This is a genomic window from Pseudomonas sp. 22085 (genome assembly GCF_052045815.1).
GTDB classification, from domain to species: Bacteria; Pseudomonadota; Gammaproteobacteria; order Pseudomonadales; family Pseudomonadaceae; genus Aquipseudomonas; species Aquipseudomonas glycinae.
Window position 1 is genome coordinate 48,624 of the sequence record NZ_JBQEQA010000009.1, and the last position, 23,311, is coordinate 71,934.

General features: G+C 60.8%; 22 protein-coding genes and 1 pseudogene. 7 read left to right on the plus strand and 16 right to left on the minus strand.

What is annotated here, in order from left to right:
• Positions 1 to 260: 260 nt before the first annotated feature.
• Positions 261 to 908 carry a response regulator transcription factor gene (locus ACTJK7_RS13020; protein ID WP_064381870.1) on the minus strand — a complete coding sequence of 216 codons (648 nt, stop codon included), beginning with the start codon at positions 906 to 908 and terminating at the stop codon, positions 261 to 263.
• Positions 909 to 1,310: 402 nt separating this feature from the next.
• Between ACTJK7_RS13020 and ACTJK7_RS13025 the strand changes: the two genes are divergently transcribed.
• Positions 1,311 to 2,285 (plus strand): LysR family transcriptional regulator, encoded by a 975-nt coding sequence (locus ACTJK7_RS13025; RefSeq protein ID WP_064384106.1) that lies wholly within the window; start codon positions 1,311 to 1,313, stop codon positions 2,283 to 2,285.
• Positions 2,286 to 2,395: 110 nt separating this feature from the next.
• Here ACTJK7_RS13025 and ACTJK7_RS13030 read toward each other — a convergent pair whose 3' ends face one another.
• The 7 genes and pseudogenes from ACTJK7_RS13030 to ACTJK7_RS13060 all read right to left on the minus strand — a co-directional run bounded on the left by ACTJK7_RS13030 (position 2,396) and on the right by ACTJK7_RS13060 (position 7,396).
• On the minus strand, positions 2,396 to 3,214 hold the full coding sequence (locus tag ACTJK7_RS13030) for an alpha/beta fold hydrolase (RefSeq protein ID WP_199913023.1): 819 nt from the start codon (positions 3,212 to 3,214) through the stop codon (positions 2,396 to 2,398).
• 346 nt (positions 3,215 to 3,560) lie between these two features.
• Positions 3,561 to 4,121, minus strand: a pseudogene (locus tag ACTJK7_RS13035) (TonB-dependent siderophore receptor); the annotation flags it as partial.
• 135 nt (positions 4,122 to 4,256) lie between these two features.
• A complete protein-coding gene (locus tag ACTJK7_RS13040; RefSeq protein WP_064381867.1) occupies positions 4,257 to 4,676 on the minus strand; it encodes an organic hydroperoxide resistance protein in 420 nt (139 codons plus the stop codon).
• Between the two features lie 283 nt (positions 4,677 to 4,959).
• Complete coding sequence (locus tag ACTJK7_RS13045) at positions 4,960 to 5,877, minus strand: AraC family transcriptional regulator (RefSeq protein ID WP_064381866.1); 918 nt, start codon at positions 5,875 to 5,877, stop codon at positions 4,960 to 4,962.
• Between the two features lie 81 nt (positions 5,878 to 5,958).
• Positions 5,959 to 6,216, minus strand: a complete 258-nt coding sequence (locus ACTJK7_RS13050) for an Atu4866 domain-containing protein (protein WP_085604265.1) — start codon at positions 6,214 to 6,216, stop codon at positions 5,959 to 5,961.
• A gap of 25 nt (positions 6,217 to 6,241) precedes the next feature.
• Entirely contained in the window at positions 6,242 to 6,454 is a 213-nt protein-coding gene (locus ACTJK7_RS13055) for a hypothetical protein (protein ID WP_108561650.1), read from the minus strand.
• A gap of 177 nt (positions 6,455 to 6,631) precedes the next feature.
• Positions 6,632 to 7,396 (minus strand): SDR family NAD(P)-dependent oxidoreductase, encoded by a 765-nt coding sequence (locus ACTJK7_RS13060; RefSeq protein ID WP_201818259.1) that lies wholly within the window; start codon positions 7,394 to 7,396, stop codon positions 6,632 to 6,634.
• 286 nt (positions 7,397 to 7,682) lie between these two features.
• Here ACTJK7_RS13060 and ACTJK7_RS13065 point away from each other — a divergent pair, with 286 nt between their 5' ends.
• Positions 7,683 to 8,627, plus strand: a complete 945-nt coding sequence (locus tag ACTJK7_RS13065; protein ID WP_323151494.1) for an AraC family transcriptional regulator — start codon at positions 7,683 to 7,685, stop codon at positions 8,625 to 8,627.
• Positions 8,628 to 8,807: 180 nt separating this feature from the next.
• Positions 8,808 to 9,542, plus strand: a complete 735-nt coding sequence (locus ACTJK7_RS13070) for an SDR family oxidoreductase (RefSeq protein WP_323151495.1) — start codon at positions 8,808 to 8,810, stop codon at positions 9,540 to 9,542.
• Between the two features lie 70 nt (positions 9,543 to 9,612).
• On the opposite strand, the gene ACTJK7_RS13075 is transcribed toward ACTJK7_RS13070, so the two are convergent.
• The 4 genes from ACTJK7_RS13075 to ACTJK7_RS13090 all read right to left on the minus strand — a co-directional run bounded on the left by ACTJK7_RS13075 (position 9,613) and on the right by ACTJK7_RS13090 (position 14,698).
• Positions 9,613 to 10,965, minus strand: a complete 1,353-nt coding sequence (locus ACTJK7_RS13075) for a c-type cytochrome (RefSeq protein ID WP_440780787.1) — start codon at positions 10,963 to 10,965, stop codon at positions 9,613 to 9,615.
• 17 nt (positions 10,966 to 10,982) lie between these two features.
• Positions 10,983 to 13,232 (minus strand): molybdopterin cofactor-binding domain-containing protein, encoded by a 2,250-nt coding sequence (locus tag ACTJK7_RS13080; protein ID WP_440780785.1) that lies wholly within the window; start codon positions 13,230 to 13,232, stop codon positions 10,983 to 10,985.
• Positions 13,232 to 13,687 carry a (2Fe-2S)-binding protein gene (locus tag ACTJK7_RS13085; protein WP_192564794.1) on the minus strand — a complete coding sequence of 152 codons (456 nt, stop codon included), beginning with the start codon at positions 13,685 to 13,687 and terminating at the stop codon, positions 13,232 to 13,234. The genes ACTJK7_RS13080 and ACTJK7_RS13085 overlap by 1 nt, the downstream gene beginning before the upstream one ends.
• Before the next feature lie 78 nt (positions 13,688 to 13,765).
• Positions 13,766 to 14,698, minus strand: coding sequence for an AraC family transcriptional regulator (locus ACTJK7_RS13090; protein ID WP_108561661.1), 933 nt, complete (start codon positions 14,696 to 14,698; stop codon positions 13,766 to 13,768).
• A 230-nt stretch (positions 14,699 to 14,928) separates the two neighbouring features.
• Here ACTJK7_RS13090 and ACTJK7_RS13095 point away from each other — a divergent pair, with 230 nt between their 5' ends.
• Complete coding sequence (locus tag ACTJK7_RS13095) at positions 14,929 to 16,137, plus strand: MFS transporter (RefSeq protein WP_440780783.1); 1,209 nt, start codon at positions 14,929 to 14,931, stop codon at positions 16,135 to 16,137.
• A 188-nt stretch (positions 16,138 to 16,325) separates the two neighbouring features.
• Here the strand turns inward: ACTJK7_RS13095 and ACTJK7_RS13100 are convergent, their stop codons facing one another.
• The 4 genes from ACTJK7_RS13100 to ACTJK7_RS13115 all read right to left on the minus strand — a co-directional run bounded on the left by ACTJK7_RS13100 (position 16,326) and on the right by ACTJK7_RS13115 (position 20,272).
• Complete coding sequence (locus ACTJK7_RS13100) at positions 16,326 to 17,324, minus strand: NADP-dependent oxidoreductase (protein WP_440780830.1); 999 nt, start codon at positions 17,322 to 17,324, stop codon at positions 16,326 to 16,328.
• Positions 17,325 to 17,391: 67 nt separating this feature from the next.
• A complete protein-coding gene (locus ACTJK7_RS13105; protein ID WP_440780781.1) occupies positions 17,392 to 18,261 on the minus strand; it encodes an alpha/beta fold hydrolase in 870 nt (289 codons plus the stop codon).
• Between the two features lie 82 nt (positions 18,262 to 18,343).
• Complete coding sequence (locus ACTJK7_RS13110; RefSeq protein ID WP_440780779.1) at positions 18,344 to 19,132, minus strand: SDR family NAD(P)-dependent oxidoreductase; 789 nt, start codon at positions 19,130 to 19,132, stop codon at positions 18,344 to 18,346.
• A gap of 39 nt (positions 19,133 to 19,171) precedes the next feature.
• A complete protein-coding gene (locus ACTJK7_RS13115) occupies positions 19,172 to 20,272 on the minus strand; it encodes an alkene reductase (protein ID WP_440780777.1) in 1,101 nt (366 codons plus the stop codon).
• 150 nt (positions 20,273 to 20,422) lie between these two features.
• Here ACTJK7_RS13115 and ACTJK7_RS13120 point away from each other — a divergent pair, with 150 nt between their 5' ends.
• The 3 genes from ACTJK7_RS13120 to ACTJK7_RS13130 all read left to right on the plus strand — a co-directional run bounded on the left by ACTJK7_RS13120 (position 20,423) and on the right by ACTJK7_RS13130 (position 23,240).
• On the plus strand, positions 20,423 to 21,019 hold the full coding sequence (locus ACTJK7_RS13120; protein ID WP_199913024.1) for a TetR/AcrR family transcriptional regulator: 597 nt from the start codon (positions 20,423 to 20,425) through the stop codon (positions 21,017 to 21,019).
• A gap of 129 nt (positions 21,020 to 21,148) precedes the next feature.
• Positions 21,149 to 21,769, plus strand: coding sequence for a TetR/AcrR family transcriptional regulator (locus ACTJK7_RS13125; protein ID WP_064381853.1), 621 nt, complete (start codon positions 21,149 to 21,151; stop codon positions 21,767 to 21,769).
• Between the two features lie 199 nt (positions 21,770 to 21,968).
• The gene (locus ACTJK7_RS13130; RefSeq protein WP_440780775.1) at positions 21,969 to 23,240 is read left to right on the plus strand and encodes an OmpP1/FadL family transporter; all 1,272 of its coding nucleotides are present in this window, start codon (positions 21,969 to 21,971) and stop codon (positions 23,238 to 23,240) included.
• The last annotated feature ends 71 nt before the right edge of the window (positions 23,241 to 23,311 follow it).

A 23,311-nucleotide genomic window follows, 5' to 3' on the forward strand; every position in this document is an offset into this window, starting at 1 on the left:
AGGTTAAAAAGTCTGAAGTTGTTTTTCAGGCATGACGGTTGTTGGCGACTGTCTGTCATTCACCAATCGTTGTATTGAGTAATGGTTATTTGAATAAAGATCTTATTCGAAGACTTCTACGCTGGCACTGCTGCATTGGGTCATTTGCAGTATGACTGCGTATGAACCGGATATACGCAAGTGTTAGTTGTTCGGAACTTGAGTGTTGATTGTGCCGGCCAGCCACGGCGGCTTGAGCCATACCGTATCGTTTCATTCGGTCACCGATGTGCAGGCAGCGCCGCGATGACTTCGGCCATGCGCACCAGGTCGGCAAATGAGCGCGCGCCCATCTTGCGCATGGCCTGGCCCCGGTGGATCTTCACAGTGATTTCACTGAGGCCGATTTCCCCGGCGATCTGCTTGTTCATCAAGCCTGAGGCCGCCAGAGCCATGACCGTCTGCTCCCGGGGTGTCAACGTCCCATGACGGGCGCGCAGCTCATCGGCATGCCGCCCTGACTCGCGACGCTGCTTGTCCCGCGAGTGTGCGGCGCAGACGGCATCGATCAGGTCCTGCTCGCGAAACGGTTTGGTCAGGAAGTCCACCGCGCCGGCTTTCATCGCGCGCACGGTCATGGCGATATCGCCGTGTCCGGTGATGAACACGATTGGCACATTGATTCCGGCGGTGGCCAGTTCAGTCTGGAAATCCAGCCCGCTGCTGCCTTGCAGGCGCACGTCGAGTACCAGGCAACTCAGCGTGTCCGGACGTTGATACGTCATGAACTCGGCGACCGACCCGAACAGCTCCACCCGCAGACCAATGGAGCGCAACAGGCTGCCGAGGGATTCGCGCAACGCGGCATCGTCGTCGACGATGAATACCACCGGTTCGCTGGGGTTGTTGCTGATGGGATTGTTGTTCATTGCTCTTTTCCCAAAAGGTTGTGACGTTGTGGCGAATCCCTTGGCCGGGCGGCCGGTGTTTGCTCGTGCGGGTTGATGCCCGACCAGAGACACGGTCCCGCTGGCGATAGCGCCGTGCGACACGTTGCGCAGGTGTGGGCGTGAGTAGATAGACGGTTAAGCATCGTAGTGGCGCAGCACGCCGTCAGCTAGGACAAAAAACCCGAAAAAACGGCCATTGCACCGGTCTTTGCGCGGCCCCATGCAGCTATCGGTTTCAAACGGTTCATACACAAGTATCAAAACACTCACCTAACGCATGATCCCGCTGTCCCCAAGTACCACAGACGTCCGGCAGGCGCGCCCTTAACCTTTATCAGCTCTCCGTCGATTTCAATGGCCGCGTGCCGGGTGGTGAACTTCATGAACAGAAATGAACTCCGTCGTGTCGACATCAATCTGCTGGTGGTCTTCGAGACGCTGATGCATGAGCGCAACGTCAGCCGGGTCGGCGAGAAGCTGTTTCTCGGTCAACCGACCATCAGTGCAGCGCTGGGGCGTTTGCGTGTGCTTTTCGACGATCCGTTGTTCGTTCGTGCGGGGAGGGTGATGGAGCCGACAAGGCGGGCCGAGGAAATTTTCGCCAACCTGACGCCGGCGCTGGATGGCGTTGTCGCGGCGTTGAGCCGTTGCCAGCCCTTCGACCCAGCTACCAGCGAGGTGACCTTTCAGGTCGGCCTGTCCGACGATGTCGAATACGCGTTGCTCCCGCGACTGCTGCGCAAGCTTCGTAGCGAGGCGCCGAATATTGCCTTGGTGGTGCTGCGCGTCGATCAGCAGCAGATGTCGCAGCGGCTGTTCAATGGCGAGATTTCTCTGGGCATCAGCCCTACGCTCGATCTGCCGGCCAACGCTCGACGCAAGAGTCTACGGTCGATCCGGCCAATGCTCCTGCGCTCGGATACCCGCCCGGGCCTGCTGGCGCTCGATGAGTTCTGCGAGCGCCCGCATGCCATCGTGTCGTCCATGGGCAAGGCCAGGGATGACACCGACCACGCGCTGGACCTGCTCGGACGTCGGCGCAAAGTGGTGCTGGCGGTGCCGCAGTTCAGCGCCTTGCCAAGGTTGTTGGCGCAGAGCGACATGCTGGTCATCGTCCCGGATTACGTGGCCAGGGCCATGGCCTCGGTGAATGGCATCAGGGCCGAGCCGGCCCCTCTGTTGCTGCCATCGCGGGAGCTTTCCATGGTCTGGCGTGCCGCTGCGCACAACGATTGCGCTCAGCGTTGGCTGCGTTCGCGTTGCCAGGCATTTCTTGGCACGCCGATTGAGTTGCAGGTAGTGCCAAAATTACGCCCGGCGTTGCCCGTCGATCAGACGTTGATGATGGCCCGGTAGATAACTGCAACGGCTGTGTGATTCGCCCAATAGAAAAGCTCCGACTCGATCGGAGCTTTTCTTTTCAGGGGGCTGTACTTGGCTTGTCGTGAGGGCGCGGCCCTGGAACCTCATGCATTGATAAACGCCAGCAGGTCCGCGTTGATGGTGTCGCCGTGGGTGGTGCACATGCCATGGGGCTGGCCGGGGTAGGTTTTCAGCGTACCGTGCTTGAGCAATTTGATTGAGAGGTGAGCCGAATTGGTGATCGGCACGATCTGGTCATCTTCACCGTGCAGCACCAGGGTCGGCACATCGATGTTTTTCAGGTCATCGGTAAAGTCGGTTTCGGAGAACGCGCTGATGCAGTCGTACTGCGCCTTGATCCCGCCGTTCATGCCCTGGCGCCACCAGTTTTCGACGATCGCTTCAGACACTTTCGCACCTGGGCGATTGAAGCCGTAGAACGGTCCGCTCGGGAAGTCACGATAAAACTGGCTGCGATTCTGCGCGAGTGCCTTGCGCAACCCGTCAAACACCTCCATCGGCAGGCCTCCGGGATTTTTTGCGGTGCGCAGCATGATGGGCGCTACAGCGCCGATCAGCACGGCCTTGGCCACCCGGCCGCGACCATGCCGCGCCACGTAGCGCGCCACTTCACCGCCGCCGGTGGAGTGGCCGATGTGCACGGCGTTGCGGATGTTCAGGTGCGCCATCAACTCGGCAACGTCGGCGGCGTAGGTGTCCATTGCGTTGCCCATGGCCGTTTGCGAGGAGCGACCATGGCCACGTCGATCATGGGCGATGACGCGAAAGCCCTTGTTGAGGAAGAACAGCATTTGCGTGTCCCAGTCATCACTCGAAAGGGGCCAGCCGTGGTGGAAAACGATCGGCTGGCCGTGGCCCCAGTCCTTGTAGAAAATCTGCGTGCCATCCTTGACGGTGAACATTCCCGAATCGCTGCCGTTACCGGCGCTTTTGCTGCCCCCTGACGCGGATGCCGGTGTCTGCTGCGTAGCCAGCGCCGGCAATGCCACCGCCAGGGTAGCGGCCATGGCACCCGTCGTGATCAAGCCACGACGGGTGGTTCCGTTTTTCTCGTCAGTCATTTTGAACACCCATTGAGTTAAAGAAGTTGCACAGGCGGCGCAAGGCTGCAGCCCTGGCCGAAGGCAATCTTTGGGCAAAGGGGTACGACTGACCACCAGACATGGGTTTTTGAAATTAACGCTTTGGTATGCAGGGCATGAAGGGGGGGCACGTTGGCGGGGTGGCGCGTCCCTGCGCCTGGACAAGTCAGAAGGTGTACTTGGCCGTCAGCATCATGTTGCGCGGCGTGCCATAGCTGTCGCCGCCGTAGCTGACGGAGTTGGCGATGGTGGAGTAGTACTTGCGGTCGACGATGTTGTTGGCATTGAGTTGCAGGTCGAGGTTGTCATTGAGCCGGTAGCCGGCCATCAGGTCGGTCACGGCGTACGCGCCTTGCTTGAGGCGGTAGTTGCTGCCATCGAGCAGTTCGATGTCGTTGTACATGCGGCTCTGCCAGGAGATGTTGCCGCCCACACGCAGTTTTTCCAGTGGGCCCTGGAAGTTGTAGCGGGTGGTGAGCTTGAACAGGTGTTCCGGTGTGTCGGTGTCGAACTGCTTGTTCACGTTCTGCGGATTCGCCTCATCCTTGATGGTGTGCGTACGGGCGTAGGTGTAGCCGCCGCCGATCTGCCAGTTGTCGGTGAGCGCGCCTTGCAGTTCGAAGTCGATACCCTCGCTGCGGATCTCGCCGGAGGCTTCATAGCAGGAAGCCTGCGGGCAGTTTGGTACGAACACCTGCACCGCGCGGTTTTCCTGATCGACGCGGAACTCGTTCGCGTAAATCGTTCAATGACCGTTCGCACCTCTGGTTGTTTGAACCGGAGGAACGGCATCGCTCAACCCTGTAAAAAAAACCGCCCGAAGCCGTGCATCGGGCGGTTTGCAGGATCAAACAGGGCTGATTCAGATCAGCCGCAGGGTGACGTCGATGTTGCCGCGAGTGGCCTTTGAGTAAGGACAGGTCTGATGCGCCGCGTCCACCAGCGCCTGGGCAACCGAAGGCTCCAGCCCCGGCAGGCTGACACTCAAGCGTGCCTGAAGGAAGAACGCATCACCGGTCTTGCCCAGATCGATTTCGGTTTCGACCGCCACATCCGCTGGAAGCCTGATCTTCTGTGCCGCAGCTGCCTTGCCCATGGCGCCGATGAAGCAGGCCGACCAGCCGGCTGCCAACAGCTGTTCCGGATTGGTGCCGCTGCCATTTGAGCCGGGTGGCGAGAGCTTGATGTCCAGGTTGCCGTCCGAACTGCGCGATGCGCCATCGCGCCCGCCAGTGGTGCGAGTCTTGCCGGTGTACAGCACGGTGTCGATTTGATTGATCATGGAAATACCTGCCTGAGTGATGGGTTAAGTCGGACAGCGAAGGTTCCGATGGCCCACACTTTTGCATTGGCATGTACCCGGGATGTGTCGTGCGGCGGCGTTTTTGTATCGCTCTGTAGCCTGAGCCAGGCCACTGGTTCCTGTCGCGTATCACGTCAGGCGATACGCATTGACCGCTTACAGCCATCGCTGTGCATTGCGCACAAGGGCAGGCTTGGGTCTGCCTGCCTTTTTCTCGATCCCGGCGGAAACCGTTCCCGGCGTCTGCGTCAACGTGCGGGGTTTACCCCGTGCGACGCGTGCGGCTGGCATCTTTGGAAGGTGGGCAGCCAAACTGGCGACTGTATTCCCGGCTGAATTGCGACGGGCTTTCGTAGCCCACTCGATAACAGGCGCTCGCCACATCCAGCCCTTCGCCGAGCAACAGCCGGCGGGCTTCCTGCAGGCGCAGTTGTTTCTGATATTGCAGCGGACTCATGGCGGTCACTGCCTTGAAGCGATGATGCAATGTGGAGTTGCCCAAATTGGCGACCCGGGCGAGTTCTTCGATGCGCAAGGGTTGGGTGTAGTGGTTGTTCAACCAATCGATTGCCCGCGTAACCCGACGTGTTTGCGAGTCGCCGAGGGCAAGCTCATACAGACGACGGCCGTGCATGCCGCGTAGAAGGCGGTAATACAGCTCCCGCAAAGCCAGAGGTGCCAGCATGCCGATGTCTTTCGGGGTGTCCAGCAGTCGGACCAGTCGAAGCATGGTTTCCAGCAGGGGCACATCGACCCTTTCAAGGAAAAGGCCCAGTTCCGGCTCGTCCGGTACGCCCGCCGGCGGCGCGTCGGCGATGACCTGGGCAATTTCCGTGGCCTCGAAATCGAACCGGATACACAGGTAGGGCGCTTGCGGACTGGCCTTCAGCACGCGCCCGGCAACCGGGAGCGTCACCGAGACCACCAGGTAACTGAGCGGATCGTAGAGGTAATGATCGTCACCCAGGCTGATTTCCTTTTGTCCTTGCACGATCAGGCAAAGTGCCGGTTTGTGCACGGTATGGATCAGCTCCGAAGGTGCATCGAAACGAATCACATGCAGCGGAGCTATGGCGGTCTCATAGATCCCGGGTGTGGTAAAGCGTTGAGTCAGCAGCCGAACCAGTTCGTCACGGTAGATGGCCGTGTTCTGCAGGATGAAAGCATCGCTTTGTTCCATTTCAAGGCTCTCACATGTGTTCATGAGCGTCTGCCCGGAACTGCCCGGGCAGACGATATTCACCCGACATCATCAAAGTACTCATTGCCGATAGAGGATCATTCCGGCGTGATACAGCACGTCGTCATGAAAGTGGCCATCAGCGGTGAAGCCGGTGTCGTCCCAGTACTGGATGTAATCACCAACCAGTTCGTAGCGGCCCTGATAGGCGCTCTTGTTTTTACCACGGGCCTCGTCGTAACGACCAGTCGTCAGAAGCTCATGCCGGATGAATCCATCCGCGGTGACCCACATGCCTGCGTAACGATGGTCCTGAGTGGTTTGTCTGGCATTTTTCATCAGCTTTTCTCCTCTATTTTCAGACTTAGCCGATACGTCCCAAAGCCGTGCGATCAGCACCGTCTTCGGCAACCCGGAACCCTGGTGTGCGGTCACTGCCGCCTTCACTCACGCGCATGCCGGGAGTTCGGTCAGATCCGTCAGCGGCCAGGTACAGGCTGCTCGAGGAAAGGTTGATCGCACAGGCCACCATCGCGCCGATCACCAGTGAAAGGGAAAGCCGTTTTGCGTTTTTCATTGTTCAGTCCTCATTGACGTTGTTCATCTGAGCGGCCTGCCGTGGCCTGTGTGTGCATCCGTTGCGTGCTTTCAGATTACGTAGCCGAGCGCAGCGGTGTTAGGACGAAACTGCCGCAGATTTGCCTGATCCTCTCGGGTTGGTCGGGCGTGTCCTGCGGCGCATTTGTGCTGCGGCTCAGCCAGCCGTGACCGTCATGCCGCCGTCGGCCATGACCACCGAACCGACCATGAAGCTGGCCCGATCCGAGGCGATGAAGGCGACCACTTCGGCGATTTCTTCCGGTTGGGCGGCGCGGCCGATCGGTGCCGCTTCGCCATGTTGGGCGAGAAAGGCAGGGCCATCGTCGACGACATCGTTGAGGATGTTGGTCACCACATCGCCGACACCGACAGCATTGACGCGGATGCCGTGGCCAATGACCTCAAGCGCCAGGGTGCGCGTCAATTGGGCCAGCGCGCCTTTGGAGGCGGTGTAGGCGGCAATGGTGGGGAAGGCGAAATAGGAAGCGTAGGACGCGATGTTGACGATCGATCCGGACTTGTTGGGCATCATCGCTTTCACCGCCTCCCGGCTATGCAAAAAGGCCGCCGTGGCGTTGACCGCCTGAATGCGTTCCCAGTCTTCGCGCGTCATGTCGATGACCAGTTTGTTGATGATGATGCCGGCGTTGTTGACCAGAATGTCCAGCCGACCGAATTGCTCGACGGCCAGGGCGACCGCGCGTTCGGCCGCGCCGTCCTGAGTGATGTCGGCCACCAGGGGGACCAGGCCGGGGCGGGCCAGTGCTTCCACCTCAGGGTTTATATCTTCAGCAATGACCTGGGCGCCGCGGGCGTGCAGCAGCAGTGCGATGGCCTTGCCGATGCCACTGGCCGCGCCAGTGACCAGCGCGACTTTACCGGCCACTTCGTTTGGGGTGCTGTTCTTGAAGTCGGTCATGATGTTCTCCAGCGTTTTTGATCGAGTAGGGATAAGCCGTGTTGGCGCCGGCGAGGCGCTGTCATCGGCGACGGGCCTACTGTCTCGCAGCGAAGCGAAGTCGGCTTTCGTGAGATTGCCCACGCTGTCGGGGTTTTGCGCTGAATGTCAGTGAGGGAGGTTCGGTGCGCGATTCAACCCACGGAAAAACCCCGATATCATCGAGCCGGTCACCGTGACACGGCGTGCGGGCAAGCATCCGAGACCTGTCTGGCTTGGCACAGCCGAATCTGAAAAGGACAAGTTCATGGCAAATACCGGGCGCACCTCCCAGGAACCGATGTCGACATCTTCTCGAGACTTGCGCATCACCGGCGAGTCGATGGGGGAGTTCCTGCCAGGCGAACCGCAGGCGTTACCCTCGCACCCGGAAATCACCGACGTAGTGATTCAGCTGTTCACCCATCGCAGCGTTACCGAACCCATTCTCGTGCCTGCGGTGGTGGAACCGCTGCTCGTTCTGGTTCTGGCCGGGGCGGCGAGGGTGGAGGAGCGCGCATTGGGTGGCGAGTGGGAAGCTGCGCAGGTCAGTGCCGGCGATTTTTTCCTTACCAGCTCCGATGAGCCGTATGAAATGCGCTGGCAGACGCACGGAGGCGATACCTTCGAAGTCATGCATCTTTATCTCGGCCTGCCGCTGATCGAGCAAGCGTCTCGAGAGCTGTCGGGTCAGCACGCAGGGTCTGTGCGTTTGCGCGATGTTTCAGGGGCCCGGGACGAGCGCATCGCGTTTGTCATGGAGCAATTGCGCACCGAACTGCTTCTGGAGCGCTCGCCCAGCGCTCTTTTCGCCCGCTCGCTGGCACAGGCGCTGGCCGTGCATCTGGTGCGCAGCTATCTGGCTGAAAGCCAGCCCGGGCGTCGGGTCAACGCCTTGCAAGCCTACAAACTGCGCAAAGTCACCGACGCCATGCGCGCGCATCTGAGCGCTGAATTCAGCCTGGCCAAACTGGCCAGCCTTGCCGAGCTGAGCGAGTACCACTTCAGCCGCCTGTTCAAGCGGGCGACTGGGCTTTCGCCGTCGCAGTACTTCATCCGCTTGCGCATGGCTCGCGCGCGGCACCTGTTGCTGGAGACCCGTCTTGGCGTCATCGACATCGGGCTGGAGGTCGGCTACTCAAGCCCCAGTCATTTCTCTCAGGTATTCCGGCGTGAAGTGGGCGTAACGCCCAGCGAGTTCCGTGGGGCCTGAGCGCCCCTACGCTACAAATTTGCAGGCGATGCACACAGACACGAATAGGCAAAAGTGGCGCAGGTTTCGGCACGCGCCGACGAGGCCCGTTCCCTTAATCTTTTCGACGTACCCCGCAGCAACGACCGCGTCTTCAGCGGTCGGTGCTGAACTTCAATGCAGACAGCAGGAGCTACGGATATGTCGAACATTCAAAACAAAGTCGTCCTGATTACCGGTGCAAGCAGTGGTATTGGCGAAGCCGCGGCCAGGTTGATTGCTGCCAAAGGCGCGCATGTGGTTCTCGGCGCCCGCCGGACCGAGCGTCTGGACAGACTGGTCAGCGAGATCCAGGCCGAAGGGGGCTCCGCAAGTGCCTGCGCACTGGACGTTACGGATCTGCAATCGATGCACGCCTTCGTGGCATTTGCCAAGACTCAACATGGCAAGGTCGATGTGATCATCAACAACGCGGGGGTGATGCCTTTGTCTCCGCTGGCTTCGTTGAAGGTCGATGAATGGAACCAGATGCTCGATGTCAACGTTCGCGGTGTGCTGCATGGTATTGCCGCCGTCTTGCCGGACATGCAGGCGCAGGGTTTCGGTCAGGTCATCAATATCTCGTCCATTGGTGGCCTGGCGGTGTCTCCGACAGCGGCGGTGTACTGCGCGACCAAATTCGCAGTCAGGGCTATCTCGGATGGCTTGCGCCAGGAAACGGACAAGATCCGGGTGACCGTGGTGTGCCCGGGTGTGGTCGAGTCCGAACTGGCCGATACGATTTCCGATGAGGTGGCACGCGAGGAAATGAAAGCCTTCCGTCGTGTGGCACTCAATGCAGACGCCATTGCGCGAGCGCTCGCCTATGCCATCGAGCAGCCTGACGATGTTGATGTGAGTGAGATTGTGGTTCGCCCGACCGCCAGTCCACACTGAGCAGTCTGGAGGCTAGCCAGTCCCGCGCCGTGCGCGGGACCCGCAAGTCGATGTTTTATCAATCTCTCCTCTAGCGCATCTGCAGGATGATCGGACTGCTGCTGGCCGGATCGGTGTGCTCACGTAGCTTGCCCACCGTCTGCGCATCAACGGCACTGCCGTGGTTGCCCCAGGTGCTGCGCATGAAGGTCAGCACTTCGGCGATCTGCTGATCCGACAGCTGCTCACGGAAGGCCGGCATGCGATAGGCATCCGGCACGCCGGCCGCCACCACACGTTGCGCGCCATTGAGGGTGATGTTGATCGCCGAGGCGCTTTCCTTGGCCAGTGCAGAAGTCGCGCCGGCCAGCGGCGGCATCCATTGCGATTGACCCTTGCCGTCCAGACCGTGGCAAGACGCACAGCGTGTCACGTAGGTATGCGCACCGGGCGAGTCCAGACGTTGCGCTGCCGAAACCGCTTGGTACTGCCAGGGTGCGCCATCCCGTTCGCGATCTCCCGGAAGCGACTTCAGGTAGTGGGCAATGGCCGTCAGATCGTCGTCGCTCATGAACTGTGTGGAGTTGTTGAACGCCTCGGTCATCGAGCCGTAGACCACCGCGTGCTGGTTGCGACCGGTCTTGAGGAACTGCACGATCTCTTGCTCGCTCCAGCGGCCCAGCCCGGTGTTGTGGTCATCGCGCAGGCTCGGTGCGTACCAGCCATCGAGCAGGGCGCCGGCCAGGTATGGCTTGCCGGACTCGTCCAGTGCCTTCTCGTTGAACGCCAGGCCGCGCGGTGTATGGCAACTGCCGCAGTGCCCGGCGCCCTGAACGAGATAAGCGCCGCGGTTCCATCGTTCATCCTGCGACGGTTTGGCCGCATACGGTTCGGCATCGACAAACACACCGTTCCACAGTGCAATCGGCCAGCGCAGGTTCAGCGGAAACGGAATCGCACTGGGGATGTTCGCCTGTTTGACTGGCGCCACGCCTTTCATGAAAAACGCATACAGCGCTCGTACGTCTTCATCACTGAGCTTGGCGTAGGACGGGTAGGGCATCGCCGGGTACAGTCGGCGACTGTCGGGCGCCACGCCGTGGCGCACGGCACGGTCGAAGTCCGCCAGGCTGTAGTGGCCGATGCCGGTTTCCGTGTCCGGGGTGATATTGGTCGCATGGATTGAGCCCAGCGGCGTGGCCATTTCCAGCCCTCCGGCGAACGGCGCGCCGCCCGGCACGCTGTGACAGGCCACGCAATCGCTGAGCCTGGCGACGTATTCGCCACGGGCCACCAGCGCCGGATCGATGTCGGCCACGGCGATCTGATGGTTTTCCAGGCGCGAGACAGGCTCGCGGGTGACATACCAGGCCAGCAGGCCTGCCGCGACCAGGCACGGCACGGCCAGCCAGCCAGCGGTTCTTGCGAATCGGCTGTTATTCATGAACGCTCCGGCGCTGATCAGGTGAAAGTGTGTCGGCTCAAGGGCAGGCTGCGCACCCGCTGACCGGTCAGCGCTGCTACCGCGTTAGCGACAGCGGGCGCGACCGCAGGCAATGGCGGTTCACCGATGCCACCCATTTTTTCCCCGCTCTCGACCACACGCACATGAACCCGTGCCATCCGCGCAGGCGGCAGGATCGGGTACAAGTCGTAGTTGCGCGCCCGGGGTTTGCCATCCACCCACACGGCTTCCTCGATCAGCGTTTGCGACAGTCCCAACGCCACGGCGCCATTGACCTGAGCCTCGACAATCGCCGGATTGACGATGCTGCCCGGATCAATCGCCTGCCAGATGTCGTGCACCTTGACCTGGCCGTTCTCGATGGACACCTCGGCGATCACCGCCGTCTCGGTACCGAACGGCGAAGCCATGGCCACCCCACGCGCGCGTCGGCTGCCGTCCTCGGCAGTGAACGGGCCGCGCTTCCAGCCGCCCGACAGTTCACCCACCGCTTGCAGCAAGGTGGTCAACCGTTGGTTGCCGCGCAGCAAATGCAGGCGCAAGTCGAACGGATCTTTGCCACCCTTGTCGGCCAGTTCATCGAGGAACGATTCATAGAAGAAGTCGTTGAGGGAATTGCCCACCGAACGCCAGTAGCCGAGCATCGCCGGGCCTTTGACGTAAATCTGTGCGATGCGCTTGTTGGGGATCGCATAGGACTTGCCCGATAAGCCTTCAAGCGCGGTCGGATCGAGCTTTTCACCTTGCTTGCCGGCGAGGGCCTCGGTCGGGCCTTCGGTGGCACTGATCGCTTCGATTGCCAGTGGCCAGCCGTCGTTGTCCAGCGCGGCGCGGAAATTCACCGCTGCCACCGGTCGAAGCACGTCACGCAGGAACTCTTCTTCGCGACTCCAGATCAGTTTGACCGGGCGCCCAACCGCTTTGGCCAGCGCGATGGCCTGAGGGTAGGGACTGGCCGAGTCGTAGAGGAAATGCCGACCGAAGAACCCGCCCAACAGCGGCGAATGCAAGGTGATGCGTGACGGATCGAGCCCGGTGCGTTTGGCGATATCGGCGCGGAACATGTCCGGCGCCTGATTCGGCAGCCAGACCTCAAGCGAACCATCCGGATTGAATCGGGCCAGTGCTGAAGGCGGCTCCAGCTGTCCGTGGTTCAGGTATTGGTTGTGGTAAGTGGCGTCGATCCGGGTCTTGGTCTCCTTGAGAATCGAAGCCACATCGCCTTCATGTTCATCATCTCTGGCGGGGCTTTTATCTTCAGCGAGGCGCTTGAACCAGGCATCGCTGGAAAAGTCGGCGGGCATCGGCCGCACTTTGCTGTCGGCCGTCGGCTCTTGCCAGTCAACCTGGATCGCCTCGACGGCACGTTTGGCGTGCCACCAGCGCTCGGCGACCACCGCTACAGCGCCCGGCAGACGGTGCACGGAATGCACGCCTTTCATTGCCTTGACCTGATCTTCGTTGCGCAGGTTGCCCACGGTCATCCCCAGGCGCGGGGCATGTTGAACGGCGGCATGCAGCATGTCGTCGACCTTCAGATCGATGCTGTACAGCGCCTTGCCCGTGGACTTGTCGTAGGCATCGAGGCGTTTCACCGGTTTGCCGATCCAGCGGAACTGGCTCGGATCACGCAGCTTCACAGAGGCCGGATCGGGAACCGGCAGATCCATCGCACGCTCGGCCAGTTCACCGTAGGCCAACGAGCGCCCGGACTTGGCATGCACGACCTTGCCCGGCTCGGTGCTCAACTCGCTCACCGGCACGCCCAGTTGCTGCGCGCCGGCCTGCAACAGCATGGCGCGGGCAAGGGCGCCGAGGCGGCGCATGACCGGGTAACTCATGCGCACCGACATACTGCCGCCGGTGATGCGCATACCGTTTTCCATCACCACGTAGGCTTCGCCGGGAGGCGCGGCTTCGACCAGAAAGGTCGCCGGGTCGGCATCCAGCTCTTCACCGACGATCTGCGCCATGGCGGTGAACGTGCCTTGCCCGCCTTCCATGAACGGGCAGAGCAGACGCACGCGGTTGTCCGGGCGGATTTCGAGAAACGCCGGGACTTGGGTGCCACGCTCGGCCGTCGCTGCCGCTGCCGCTTGTACCCGTGTCGCACCGAGCGGCAAACCGAAGCCGAGCACCAGTGCGCCGACGGCGGTACCGGTCAGAAAACGTCTGCGCGACACATTGATCGGTTCATGCAGATCCAGTACTGAAGCGTGTTGTGAAGGGTTGATCCGAACGTCCATTACGCTTCTCCCTTGCCGGCAAGCTCATGCACGGCGGCATGAATGGCGTTGTAAGTACCGCAGCGGCACAGATTGACCATCGCCGCCTCGATCTGCGCATCACTCGGTTTGGGGTTCTGCTTGAGCAGCGCGGTGGCAGCCATTACCTGCCCGGACTGGCAGTAGCCGCACTGGGCGACTTGCAGATCGACCCAGGTCGAGACCACCCGTTTGCCCACGTCATCGGCCTCGATGGCCTCAATGGTGGTGACCTCCCGGCCAACCACACCGGCTACCGGCGTGACGCAGGAACGCACCACATTGCCGTCCACCAGCACCGAGCAGGCGCCGCATTGCGCCAGTCCGCAGCCGTACTTGGTGCCGGTCATGCCCAGATCATCGCGGATCACCCACAGCAAGGGCGTATCGGCGTCGGCATCGACCTGATAGGTCTTCTGGTTGATTCGTAGTTCCATGGTTCACCCGCTTGATCATCGGTTGACGTGCATTGTTATGAGCGGTGACACGCGGCGGGGCGCATCACCGGTTTTGGTTCAATTCGCGACTGTGCCGAGCGCTGCTGCCTCGAAGGGCTGCCCGCGCAAAAGGGCCATGTCGCGGCTCGGTGCGGTGCCGAACAGCCGGCCATATTCGCGGCTGAACTGCGAAGGACTTTCGTAGCCGACTGCAAACGCCGCGCGCGAAACGTCCAGGCGTTCGACCAGCATCAGTCGGCGGGCTTCGTTGAGCCGCAGCCATTTCTGGTACTGCAGCGGACTCATGCCGGTGAGCTGGCGGAAATGATGGTGAAAGGTCGGCGCGCTCATCTGCACCCGCGCGGCCAGATCATCGATGCGCAGGGCATCGGTGTAGTTGACCTTGAGCCAGTCGATGGCCTTGGCGATGCGATAACCCTGACCGTCGACGGCAGTAATCTGCCGCAGCCGTGGGCCTTGGTCGGTGTGCAGCAACCGGTAGTGGATTTCCCGCAGAATCAGCGGCGCCAGGACCGGGATCGCCTCGGGTTCATCGAGTAATGCCAGCAGGCGATCGAGCGCGTCCTCCAACGCTGACGACAGGCTACCAATCGCAGCGCCCGTACCCGTTGATGGCTGGCGTTTCGCAGGCAAGCCGCTCTTGGTAATGACCTCGGCAAGCATGCTGACATCCAGCTTCAGCACGAGGCCGACACAGGGCTGTTCAGGACTGGCGAGCATCACTTCGGAGTTGGCGGGCAGATCCAGTGAAGTGACCAGAAACCGCGACGGGTCATAGCTGTAACCCTCACCACCCACCCACAGGCGCTTTTCGCCACGGCCCACAAGAATCAGGCTGGGCTCGATCATGCACACAACGGGGGGCGCCGGCTGGTCGCGACGAAACAGCGAGAGCCCGGGTATCGACGTGGCGAAGTCGCCCGGTGCGCGCACGTGCGGGTCGATGTGCTGTGCCAAAGGTGATTCCTGGGGCAGAGGGGTCGGGATCATGTGGGCTCACTCCTTTGACCGAACTCTAATGCGCGCGCGAGACGTTTCCTATCCATCTCCCTGCATCGCCAGAGGATCAGGCAAGCATTCAAGAGGAATGCGCTAGGGAAGCACCGGACTGACCGGGAGAATGTGTCTATCTGTTACAGGGGGCAGTGCCCGGACGGGCGACAAACTGCTTGCCCCTGCGCATCACACCCCACACGTTTTTCGCACCACAGGTAGTTCCCATGACGTTTACTTCTACAGATCCTTCTAAAAGAACAGGCGGCTGGAGCGCCGTGCTGGCGATGTCGCTGGCCGCGTTCGCTCTGGTCGCTTCCGAGTTCATGCCCGTCAGCCTGCTGACGCCGATTGCGGCAGACCTGCACATCACCGAGGGCCAGGCCGGGCAGGGGATTTCCGTGTCCGGTGCCTTTGCCTTGATCACCAGTCTGTTGATTGCCTCGGTCGCCGCTCGCATCGAACGCAAGCAGCTTCTGCTGGGCCTGACCTTGTTGATGATCGTCTCCGGAACGGTCGTCGCACTCGCCCCGGGCTACCCGTCGTTCATGTTCGGACGTGCGTTGATCGGGATTGCGATTGGTGGTTTCTGGTCGCTATCGGCGGCGACTGCCATGCGCCTGGTGAAGCCTGAACAGGTTTCCCGCGCGCTGGCCATCGTCAATGGCGGCAACGCCTTGGCCACGGTTATCGCCGCTCCGGCCGGCAGCTTCCTTGGCTCGTTGATCGGCTGGCGCGGCGCATTCTTCTGTGTGGTTCCAGTCGCAGTGCTTGCCGCCGTGTGGCTGCTGATCAGCCTGCCGTCCTTCAAGGCCGAACGCCAGGCAGGTAGCGGCAACGTTCTGCGGTTGATGAGGCAATTGCCAGTGGCTTTGGGCATGGTCGCCGTCAGCGTCTTTTTCATGGGCCAGTTCATGCTGTTCACTTACCTGCGGCCATTTCTCGAAGGGGTCACCGGTGTCAGTGTTTCAACATTGTCTTTGATGCTACTGGGCCTGGGGCTGGCAGGTTTTATCGGCACCTTTCTGATCGAACGGTTTATGGGGCGTGGCCTCTACCGCACGCTGACCGCCATTCCGCTGATCATGGCGGTGATTGCGCTGGCGTTGATCAGCTTCGGCAAATCGCCGGTGCTGACCGCCGTGTTGCTCGGACTCTGGGGGCTGGTCGCCACGGCCGCACCGGTCGGCTGGTGGACATGGCTGGCGCAGACGCTCCCGGATGATGCTGAAGCGGGAGGCGGCTTGCTGGTAGCCATCGTCCAGCTGGCGATCGCCGGCGGCGCAATCATTGGCGGTCTGGCCTTTGATTTGAGCGGCTACAAAGCCACCTTCGAGCTTAGCGCCGCTGTCCTGGTCGCCGCTTCCGTGCTGGCCTGGCTGGCCGGGCGCAATGCCACGCAAATTCATCTTGTCGAGTCGAGCGCGACAGCCTGACGAGATCACCTGCAACCTTCCTTATGGCTCAAGCATCAAACTGTGCCAAACGATAACGGGCGGTTGAACCTGCACATCATCCGGTTGAAGCACTTGCTGCTCCTCTGGCGAAGTCACTTCGGCTGAGGGCCGCTCCAGCAGTAAAGGCTGTGCAGTGTCTACGTTCGATTCAGAAACAGGCGGCGTGGTCATTTGAGCGCGACAACGACCTTGCCCTTGGCGCGTCCCCGCTCAACGTACTTCAATGCCTCGGCCGTTGATTCAAAGGGGAAGGCGCGATCAACCACAGGTTTGATGATCCCGTCCTCAACGAGCGCGGTGATGCGTTGCAGTTGAGCGCCATTGGCCCGCATGAACACGAACGCGTAGCTGACATCCTGCTTGCGCGCTTTGCGACGAATGCCAAGGCTCAGCAGGCGCATGACTTGCTGCAATGGCCAGGACAATCTTTGCTCCCGCGCGAACTGCACAGTGGGTGGGCCCGAGATGGAAATGAGTTGGCCGCCGGGCTTCAGGACCTTGAGTGACTTCTCCAGCACGTCGGCGCCAAGGCTGTTCAGCACCACGTCGTAGTCACGCAGCACATTTTCGAAGTTCTGCTGTGTGTAGTCGATCACCAGATCGGCCCCCAGCGCCTTGACCCATTCGACATTGGCGGTGCTGGTGGTTGTGGCGACAAACGCACCGAGGTGTTTGGCAAGCTGAATGGCAACGGTGCCGACGCCGCCTGAGCCTGCGTGAATCAGCACTTTCTGGCCCTTTTGCAGCCGGGCGGTTTCAACCAGTACTTGCCAGGCGGTCAGTGCAACCAAAGGCAGGGATGCGGCTTGTACCATGTCGGTATTGCCAGGTTTCAGGGCGACCGCGTTTTCGTTCACGGCGATCAATTGGGCGAACGTCCCGATCCGCGCTTCGGGCGGGCGAGCGTATACCTCGTCTCCCGGTTTGAAGCGTGTCACCTGCGGGCCGACTTCAACCACGACACCCGCCAGGTCATTGCCCAATATCAACGGAAAGGCGTAGGGCAGGATCAGCTTGAACTCGCCTTTGCTGATCTTCGAATCCAGCACGTTGACACTGCTCGCATGGACCTCGATCAACACGTCGTGGGCACCGACTGCGGGGGCGGGCGCTTCGCCAATGCGTCCGAGGTTCTTGCCATAGCCATCAATCAGAAATGCTTTCATCGTGGTGCGGCTCTTGCTGGTTGTACGGAGGGTAGTCGGTGGGTTGCGGTGTTGCTGCGTGACGTGATCAAGCATCGAGAAACGCCTGCGCCTTGGCCACAAAGTCGGCGTGATGCTGGAAAATCCCGCCGTGCCCGGCATCCTCATAAATCACCAACTGTGCGTCGGGGATAAGCCTGGCCAGTTCAAACGAGTTAACGCTGGGCACCATGATGTCGTTGTCGCCGTTGACGACCAGCGTCGGTGTGCGCAAGCGCCCAAGCGCTTGCCGCGGTTGTCTGCCCCACGCCGTGATGGCTTTCAATTGCCGCATGAAAGCGCGTGGCGTCGGGCCCTTGTCGCGATTGTTCTTGCGTGCCTTGAGGCGTCTTAAATACTGCGAGGCAGATCGTCGCCCATTGGCCGACGAGGTGAAGAAAAGGTAGAACTTGGGATCGCGCAGGGTCAGCAAGCCTTTGAGGATCAATGGCCATGACACTGTGCCGACCTTGTCGATGCCGATGCCGCCCGCCGGTCCAGTCCCGGTCAGAATCAACCGGCGTACCAAGTCAGGCGCCTTGAGGGCAATGTCCTGAGCGACGAAACCTCCGAGGGAAAAACCGAGCACATCCACGGTTTTCAACCCCAGCGCCCTGATCAGCTGGATGGCATCGTCGGCCATTTCACCCACCGTCAGTGGCGCGGTCCCACCCGAGTTGCCGATGCCGCGATAGTCGGTGGTGATGACGCGTCTGGTTTGCGCCAGGCCATCGATGATCGCGGGGTCGAAGTTGTCCAGCACCGCGCCCCAATGATTGAACAGCACGAGGGGCACGCCGGTTGCGGGCCCGGTGTCGCGGTAGGCGAAGGGAATGCCGTTGACCGTGATCGACTGGTTCGCCGCGTCGATGAATGACGTCGGCGAACCGGAGCGGGAATTTGTCTGCATTGAACTCATTGTCACTCCGGCAAGCCGGCAGGATGCGATGCAGTGCCATGTGCCTGCATCGAATCCGGCGCGAATGCTCGCTAGCAAAAAATCACTGTGGCGTCTGGTAGCGTTGGGCGACCGCAGACTGGCGGATTTGCCCCAGCAGGCCCTGACGTGCGCCCTGCAGGTCATCCCAGCGCTCGGCTTCGTGCAGCGGCGGGATGGTCACAGGTTCGCGACGATCAAAACCGACCAGTGCGGCATCCACCAGATCACCCACTTCCATGATTTCGCTCAGGGTGTTGATGTCGACGCCGGAGCGATCCCAGATTTCCGTGCGGGTGGCGGCGGGTAGCACGGCTTGCACGTAGACGCCCTGAGGCGAGAGTTCCAGGCTCAGGCCCTGGGACAGGAACAGCACGAAGGCCTTGGTCGCACCGTAGACGCTCATGCCGAACTCCGGCGCCAGGCCTACCACCGAACCGATGTTGATGATCGCGCCGTCGCCGGCCTTGACCAGGCGTGGGGCGATGGCGCTGGCAAGCCGTACCAGCGCCGTGGTGTTGAGGGCCACCAGTTGCGCGACGCTGTCGGTGCTTTGGTCGACGAAGTGGCCGGACAGCGCGGCGCCGGCGTTATTGACGAGAATGCCGATACGGGCGTCGTCGCGCAGGCGGCTTTCAACGGTGGTCAGATCGGCGAGTTGGGTCAGGTCTGCCGGGATGACATCGACGGCGACGTCGTGCTCGCTGCGCAGGCGCGCTGCCAGTGCGTCCAGGCGAGCCTTGTCGCGTGCGACCAGAACCAGATCGTGGCCGCGTTGGGCGAAGCGGTCGGCGTAGACGGCGCCAATGCCGGTAGAGGCGCCAGTGATGAGAACAGTAGGGCGAGTGCTCATGGGGTATCTCTTTTTCAGGAGGTGAGAAACAGAACGCGCTCAGCTTGCGCTGACGCTCGATTCAGCCAGCGTCGGGTAGTCGATGTAGCCCGCCGCGCCGCCGCCGTAGAGGGTGGCGGGATTGAACGCGGACAGCGGCGCGCCCTGCTTGAGGCGCTCCACCAGATCCGGGTTGGCAATGAACGGGCGACCGAAGGCGATCAGATCGGCCTGGTCTTCGGCCAGCCGCGCAGTCGCCAGGTCCAGGTCATAGCCGTTGTTGGCGATATAGGTGTTTTTGAAGCGCTGGCGCAGGGCGTCGAAATTGAAGGGGGCTACGTCGCGCGGGCCGCCGGTCGCGCCTTCGACCACGTGCAGGTAAACCACGCCGAGGGCGTCGAGTTGCTCGACGACGTAATCGAATTGCGCCTGCGGATCGCTGCTGGCCACGCCGTTGGCCGGCGACACGGGAGACAGGCGCACACCGGTGCGATCCGCGCCGATCTCATTGACGACCGCCGCTGTCACTTCGAGCAACAGACGCGCACGGTTTTCAATCGAACTGCCGTAAGCGTCGGTGCGCAGATTGGCGTTGTCCCTGAGGAATTGATCCAGCAAATAGCCGTTTGCACCGTGAATTTCCACGCCATCGAACCCGGCGGCGACTGCGTTGGCCGCAGCCTGGCGGAAATCGGAGACGATCCCCGGCAGTTCGCTGGTTTCCAGGGCGCGGGGTTCGGAGACGTCTTCAAAGCGGTTGTTGACGAACACTTTGGTCGCGGCACGCAGCGCAGAAGGGGCCACCGGTGCGGCGCCGTTTTCTTGCAGGTCAACGTGTGAGACGCGGCCGACATGCCACAGCTGCAGGAAGATTTTTCCACCCTTGGCGTGGACGGCATCGGTGACTGTGCGCCAACCGTCTATCTGCGCCTGTGTGTAGATCCCGGGGGTGTCCTGATAACCCTGACCCTGTCGGGAAATCTGCGTCGCTTCGCTGATCAGCAGACCGGCGCTGGCGCGTTGGCTGTAATAGGCGGCCGCGTATTCGCTGGGAACAAAGCCCTGGCCTGCGCGGTTGCGTGTCAGCGGTGCAAGAACGACGCGGTTCGACAGCGTGAGACTGCCCAGGGTGTAAGGGGTGAACAGAGTCTGTTTGGTCATCAGATGATTCTTCCGTGCCCGTTGATGGAGATCGGTGGGGGTGTGAAATTAGGATGATGACCGAAATCTAAACTGTCAACTGTTTTGATTATGGCCAACATCTATGTATCATCGGACGCAGGAATTCCCGCTAAACACGAGGTATTGCACGTGAGAGTGACCAAGGCCCAGGCGCAGGCCAATCGAGAACACATCGTTGAAACGGCCTCAGAGCTGTTCCGTGAGCGTGGCTTTGATGGCGTCGGTGTGGCCGATCTCATGGCGGCTGCCGGTTTCACCCATGGAGGCTTCTACAAGCACTTCGGCTCGAAGGCCGACCTGATGGCCGAAGCCTCGGCCTGCAGTCTTGGCAAATCGTTGACCGGCGCCCAGGCGCTCGACGTGCCCGGTTTCATCAACGTCTACGTGAACCGAGAACATCGCGACGGACGCGGCAGCGGTTGCACGATGGCCGCACTGTGTGGCGACGCGGCGCGTCAGTCGGACGATGTGAAGGCAACGTTTGCCGCAGGCATTGAACAGATCCTGCAAACCCTGGCGGAAAAATATCCTGTGGGCACGGATGCCGCAGAGGGCGAGGGGAGAAAGAAAATGATCGACCTGCTGTCGCGGGCGGTCGGCGCGATTGTCCTGTCACGCGCTTGCCCGGATGATTCGGCATTGGCGGACGAAATTCTTGAGGTTTGCCACGCTGAAATGTTTGCTTCATTACCGGTGCTGCCGGTCGATCAAGTGGAAACACCGTAGAAGGGCCGATCCGCCCTTCGCGATGACTTGAACGTCAGCCTGTTATCAGCCGATCAGCCGGCTTTTCGTGACCATGTCCTCTGTTGGTCACGATTTGTAAGTCCTCGACAGGGTGAGTAAGCTACGCCCATGAATCAGCCATCCCTATCTTCGCCCGGCCCACGTGGCCCAGTCGATCACGAGATTCGTGATCAGATTGTCGCGGCAGCCAATGAACACTTCAGCCAATACGGCTATGGCAAAACCACGGTTTCCGATCTGGCCAGGGCCATCGGTTTTTCCAAGGCTTACATCTATAAGTTCTTTGATTCCAAGCAGGCGATCGGCGAAGCGATCTGCTCGAATTGTCTGGGCCAAATCGTTGCCGCGGTAGAGCAGGCTGTTAACGCAGAGGGGATTTCGCCGACCGAGCGTTTCCGCCGACTGGTGAAAACCGTGATTGCCACGGGTGTGGACCTGTTCTTCAATGACCGCAAGCTCTACGACATTGCGGCATTTTCCGCGGCGGAGCGCTGGCCCAGCGCCCAAATGTACGAGGAGCAGATCAAGCGTTTTATCTTCGACATCGTGCGTGAAGGGCGAGAGCTCGGAGAGTTCGAGCGCAAGACCCCGCTGGACGAGACCGTCGAGGCGATTCATCTGGCCTTGCGCCCCTTCGTAAACCCGTTGCTGCTGCAGCACAATCTGGATTTTATCGAGGTTGCGCCCACGCTGACCTCCAACCTCATTCTGCGTAGCCTGATGCCCTGACCCAACCCCGATCACCTGTTCAGGTGAGCTGAGCCAGAGCGCGACATCCCCCAACCAGGTTTCCTGTTACCGGCACATGCGTGCCGGTACGGCTTTGATTTTTGCTTAATGTGACCATTGACTGAAATGGTCACTTGGATAGTATGGCTTCGCTGTCGTTCTCGATGTTGTTTTTCAGTGATCCCATAGAGTCCAGATAATGAAAAAAATAATGCTCAAGAATCCCGTCGGCCTGGCGGTCGCGCTGGTGTCCTCCAATGTGTTGGCCGGTGGTTTTGCCCTCAACGAACAAAGCATCAGCGGGATGGGGTCCGGGTTTGCCGGGCGATCCTCATCCGCCGAAGACGCCAGTACGATCTACGGTAACCCGGCAGGCATGGCGCGGCTTAAACGAGAGCAGGTGAGCGTGGGGGCGGCGACGCTGTTCGCCAAATCGGACATCAGCCAGACACGCAGTACGTTTGGGGGGAAGGAAGACGGCGACATGGTGCCCGCCACCACGGTACCGATGGGGTATTACGTGAAACCGATCGATGAGCAATGGGCATTCGGCGTCGGGTTTTATGTGCCTTTCGGGCTGATCACCGACTACGGCAGTGGTTTTGCCGGCCGCTATTACGCCAACAAGAGTGAAGTCACCACGCTGACCTTTCAGCCGACCATCAGCTACGCCTTTAACGAAAAGGTGTCGATCGGATTCGGGCCGACCATCAATCGTATCGGCGGAGAGATATCGGGTATGGTGCCCAACCCACTCAGCCCCGGGCGCAACGACGGCAAACTCAAAAGCACCGGCGATGACACCGCACTGGGCTTCAATATTGGCGTGCTGGTGCAGGCGACCGTTCAGACCCGCCTGGGCCTGACGTATCACTCCAAAGTCAGTTACCACCTGGACGCCAAAACCAAGGTCACCGATGGCATCTTTAGCGTGTTGGGCGTCAGCGGCCGTAGCTATGACGCATCGCTGGATGTGGACACGCCGGAGTCGGTGGACTTTTCGCTGACGCATCAATTCAACGACGACTGGACGCTCTATGTGGGCAGCACTTGGACACGCTGGAGCCGCTTCAAGGAACTGACCATTGAGAACAGCGGCTTGCCGCCGTTGCTGAGCGGCCAATTGGGGACGATCAGCGAAGAGCAGAACTGGCATGACACCTGGGCTCACGCGATCGGTGCGGCCTATCGATTGAATAACCAATGGGTGCTGCGTGGCGGGTTTTCGGTCGATCAGTCACCCGCCAACAACACCAATCGGGGGCCGCGCATTCCGACGGGCGACCGTAAGGTTGTCAGCTTCGGCGCCGGCTGGACACCCGTGGACAATGTCACGATCGATCTCGCGTATTCCTATCTTTGGGAGGAAAGCGTCGAGGTCAACGACACCTCGGCAGCGAGGGGGGCCTACCGTGCCAGGTACAAGAACAGTGCCAGTGGGTTCGGTACGTCGGTCAGTTATCGCTTCTAGTTGAGCGCTATCAAGCCAAATGCGGGTCGGGAGTGCGCGAGTCTCCTGACTCTTGAAGCGATCTGAGGTTG

Coding starts and splice junctions, on each gene's coding strand:
- ACTJK7_RS13025 (WP_064384106.1), top strand. CDS start 1,311: ATGAACAGAAATGAACTCCGTCGTGTCGACATCAATCTGCTGGTGGTC.
- ACTJK7_RS13125 (WP_064381853.1), top strand. CDS start 21,149: ATGAATCAGCCATCCCTATCTTCGCCCGGCCCACGTGGCCCAGTCGAT.
- ACTJK7_RS13085 (WP_192564794.1), bottom strand. CDS start 13,687: ATGGAACTACGAATCAACCAGAAGACCTATCAGGTCGATGCCGACGCC.
- ACTJK7_RS13075 (WP_440780787.1), bottom strand. CDS start 10,965: ATGAATAACAGCCGATTCGCAAGAACCGCTGGCTGGCTGGCCGTGCCG.
- ACTJK7_RS13055 (WP_108561650.1), bottom strand. CDS start 6,454: ATGAAAAACGCAAAACGGCTTTCCCTTTCACTGGTGATCGGCGCGATG.
- ACTJK7_RS13050 (WP_085604265.1), bottom strand. CDS start 6,216: ATGAAAAATGCCAGACAAACCACTCAGGACCATCGTTACGCAGGCATG.
- ACTJK7_RS13070 (WP_323151495.1), top strand. CDS start 8,808: ATGTCGAACATTCAAAACAAAGTCGTCCTGATTACCGGTGCAAGCAGT.
- ACTJK7_RS13130 (WP_440780775.1), top strand. CDS start 21,969: ATGAAAAAAATAATGCTCAAGAATCCCGTCGGCCTGGCGGTCGCGCTG.
- ACTJK7_RS13030 (WP_199913023.1), bottom strand. CDS start 3,214: ATGTTCACCGTCAAGGATGGCACGCAGATTTTCTACAAGGACTGGGGC.
- ACTJK7_RS13105 (WP_440780781.1), bottom strand. CDS start 18,261: ATGAGTTCAATGCAGACAAATTCCCGCTCCGGTTCGCCGACGTCATTC.
- ACTJK7_RS13080 (WP_440780785.1), bottom strand. CDS start 13,232: ATGGACGTTCGGATCAACCCTTCACAACACGCTTCAGTACTGGATCTG.
- ACTJK7_RS13115 (WP_440780777.1), bottom strand. CDS start 20,272: ATGACCAAACAGACTCTGTTCACCCCTTACACCCTGGGCAGTCTCACG.
- ACTJK7_RS13040 (WP_064381867.1), bottom strand. CDS start 4,676: ATGATCAATCAAATCGACACCGTGCTGTACACCGGCAAGACTCGCACC.
- ACTJK7_RS13020 (WP_064381870.1), bottom strand. CDS start 908: ATGAACAACAATCCCATCAGCAACAACCCCAGCGAACCGGTGGTATTC.
- ACTJK7_RS13100 (WP_440780830.1), bottom strand. CDS start 17,324: ATGAAAGCATTTCTGATTGATGGCTATGGCAAGAACCTCGGACGCATT.
- ACTJK7_RS13095 (WP_440780783.1), top strand. CDS start 14,929: ATGACGTTTACTTCTACAGATCCTTCTAAAAGAACAGGCGGCTGGAGC.
- ACTJK7_RS13065 (WP_323151494.1), top strand. CDS start 7,683: ATGGCAAATACCGGGCGCACCTCCCAGGAACCGATGTCGACATCTTCT.
- ACTJK7_RS13090 (WP_108561661.1), bottom strand. CDS start 14,698: ATGATCCCGACCCCTCTGCCCCAGGAATCACCTTTGGCACAGCACATC.
- ACTJK7_RS13110 (WP_440780779.1), bottom strand. CDS start 19,132: ATGAGCACTCGCCCTACTGTTCTCATCACTGGCGCCTCTACCGGCATT.
- ACTJK7_RS13060 (WP_201818259.1), bottom strand. CDS start 7,396: ATGACCGACTTCAAGAACAGCACCCCAAACGAAGTGGCCGGTAAAGTC.
- ACTJK7_RS13045 (WP_064381866.1), bottom strand. CDS start 5,877: ATGGAACAAAGCGATGCTTTCATCCTGCAGAACACGGCCATCTACCGT.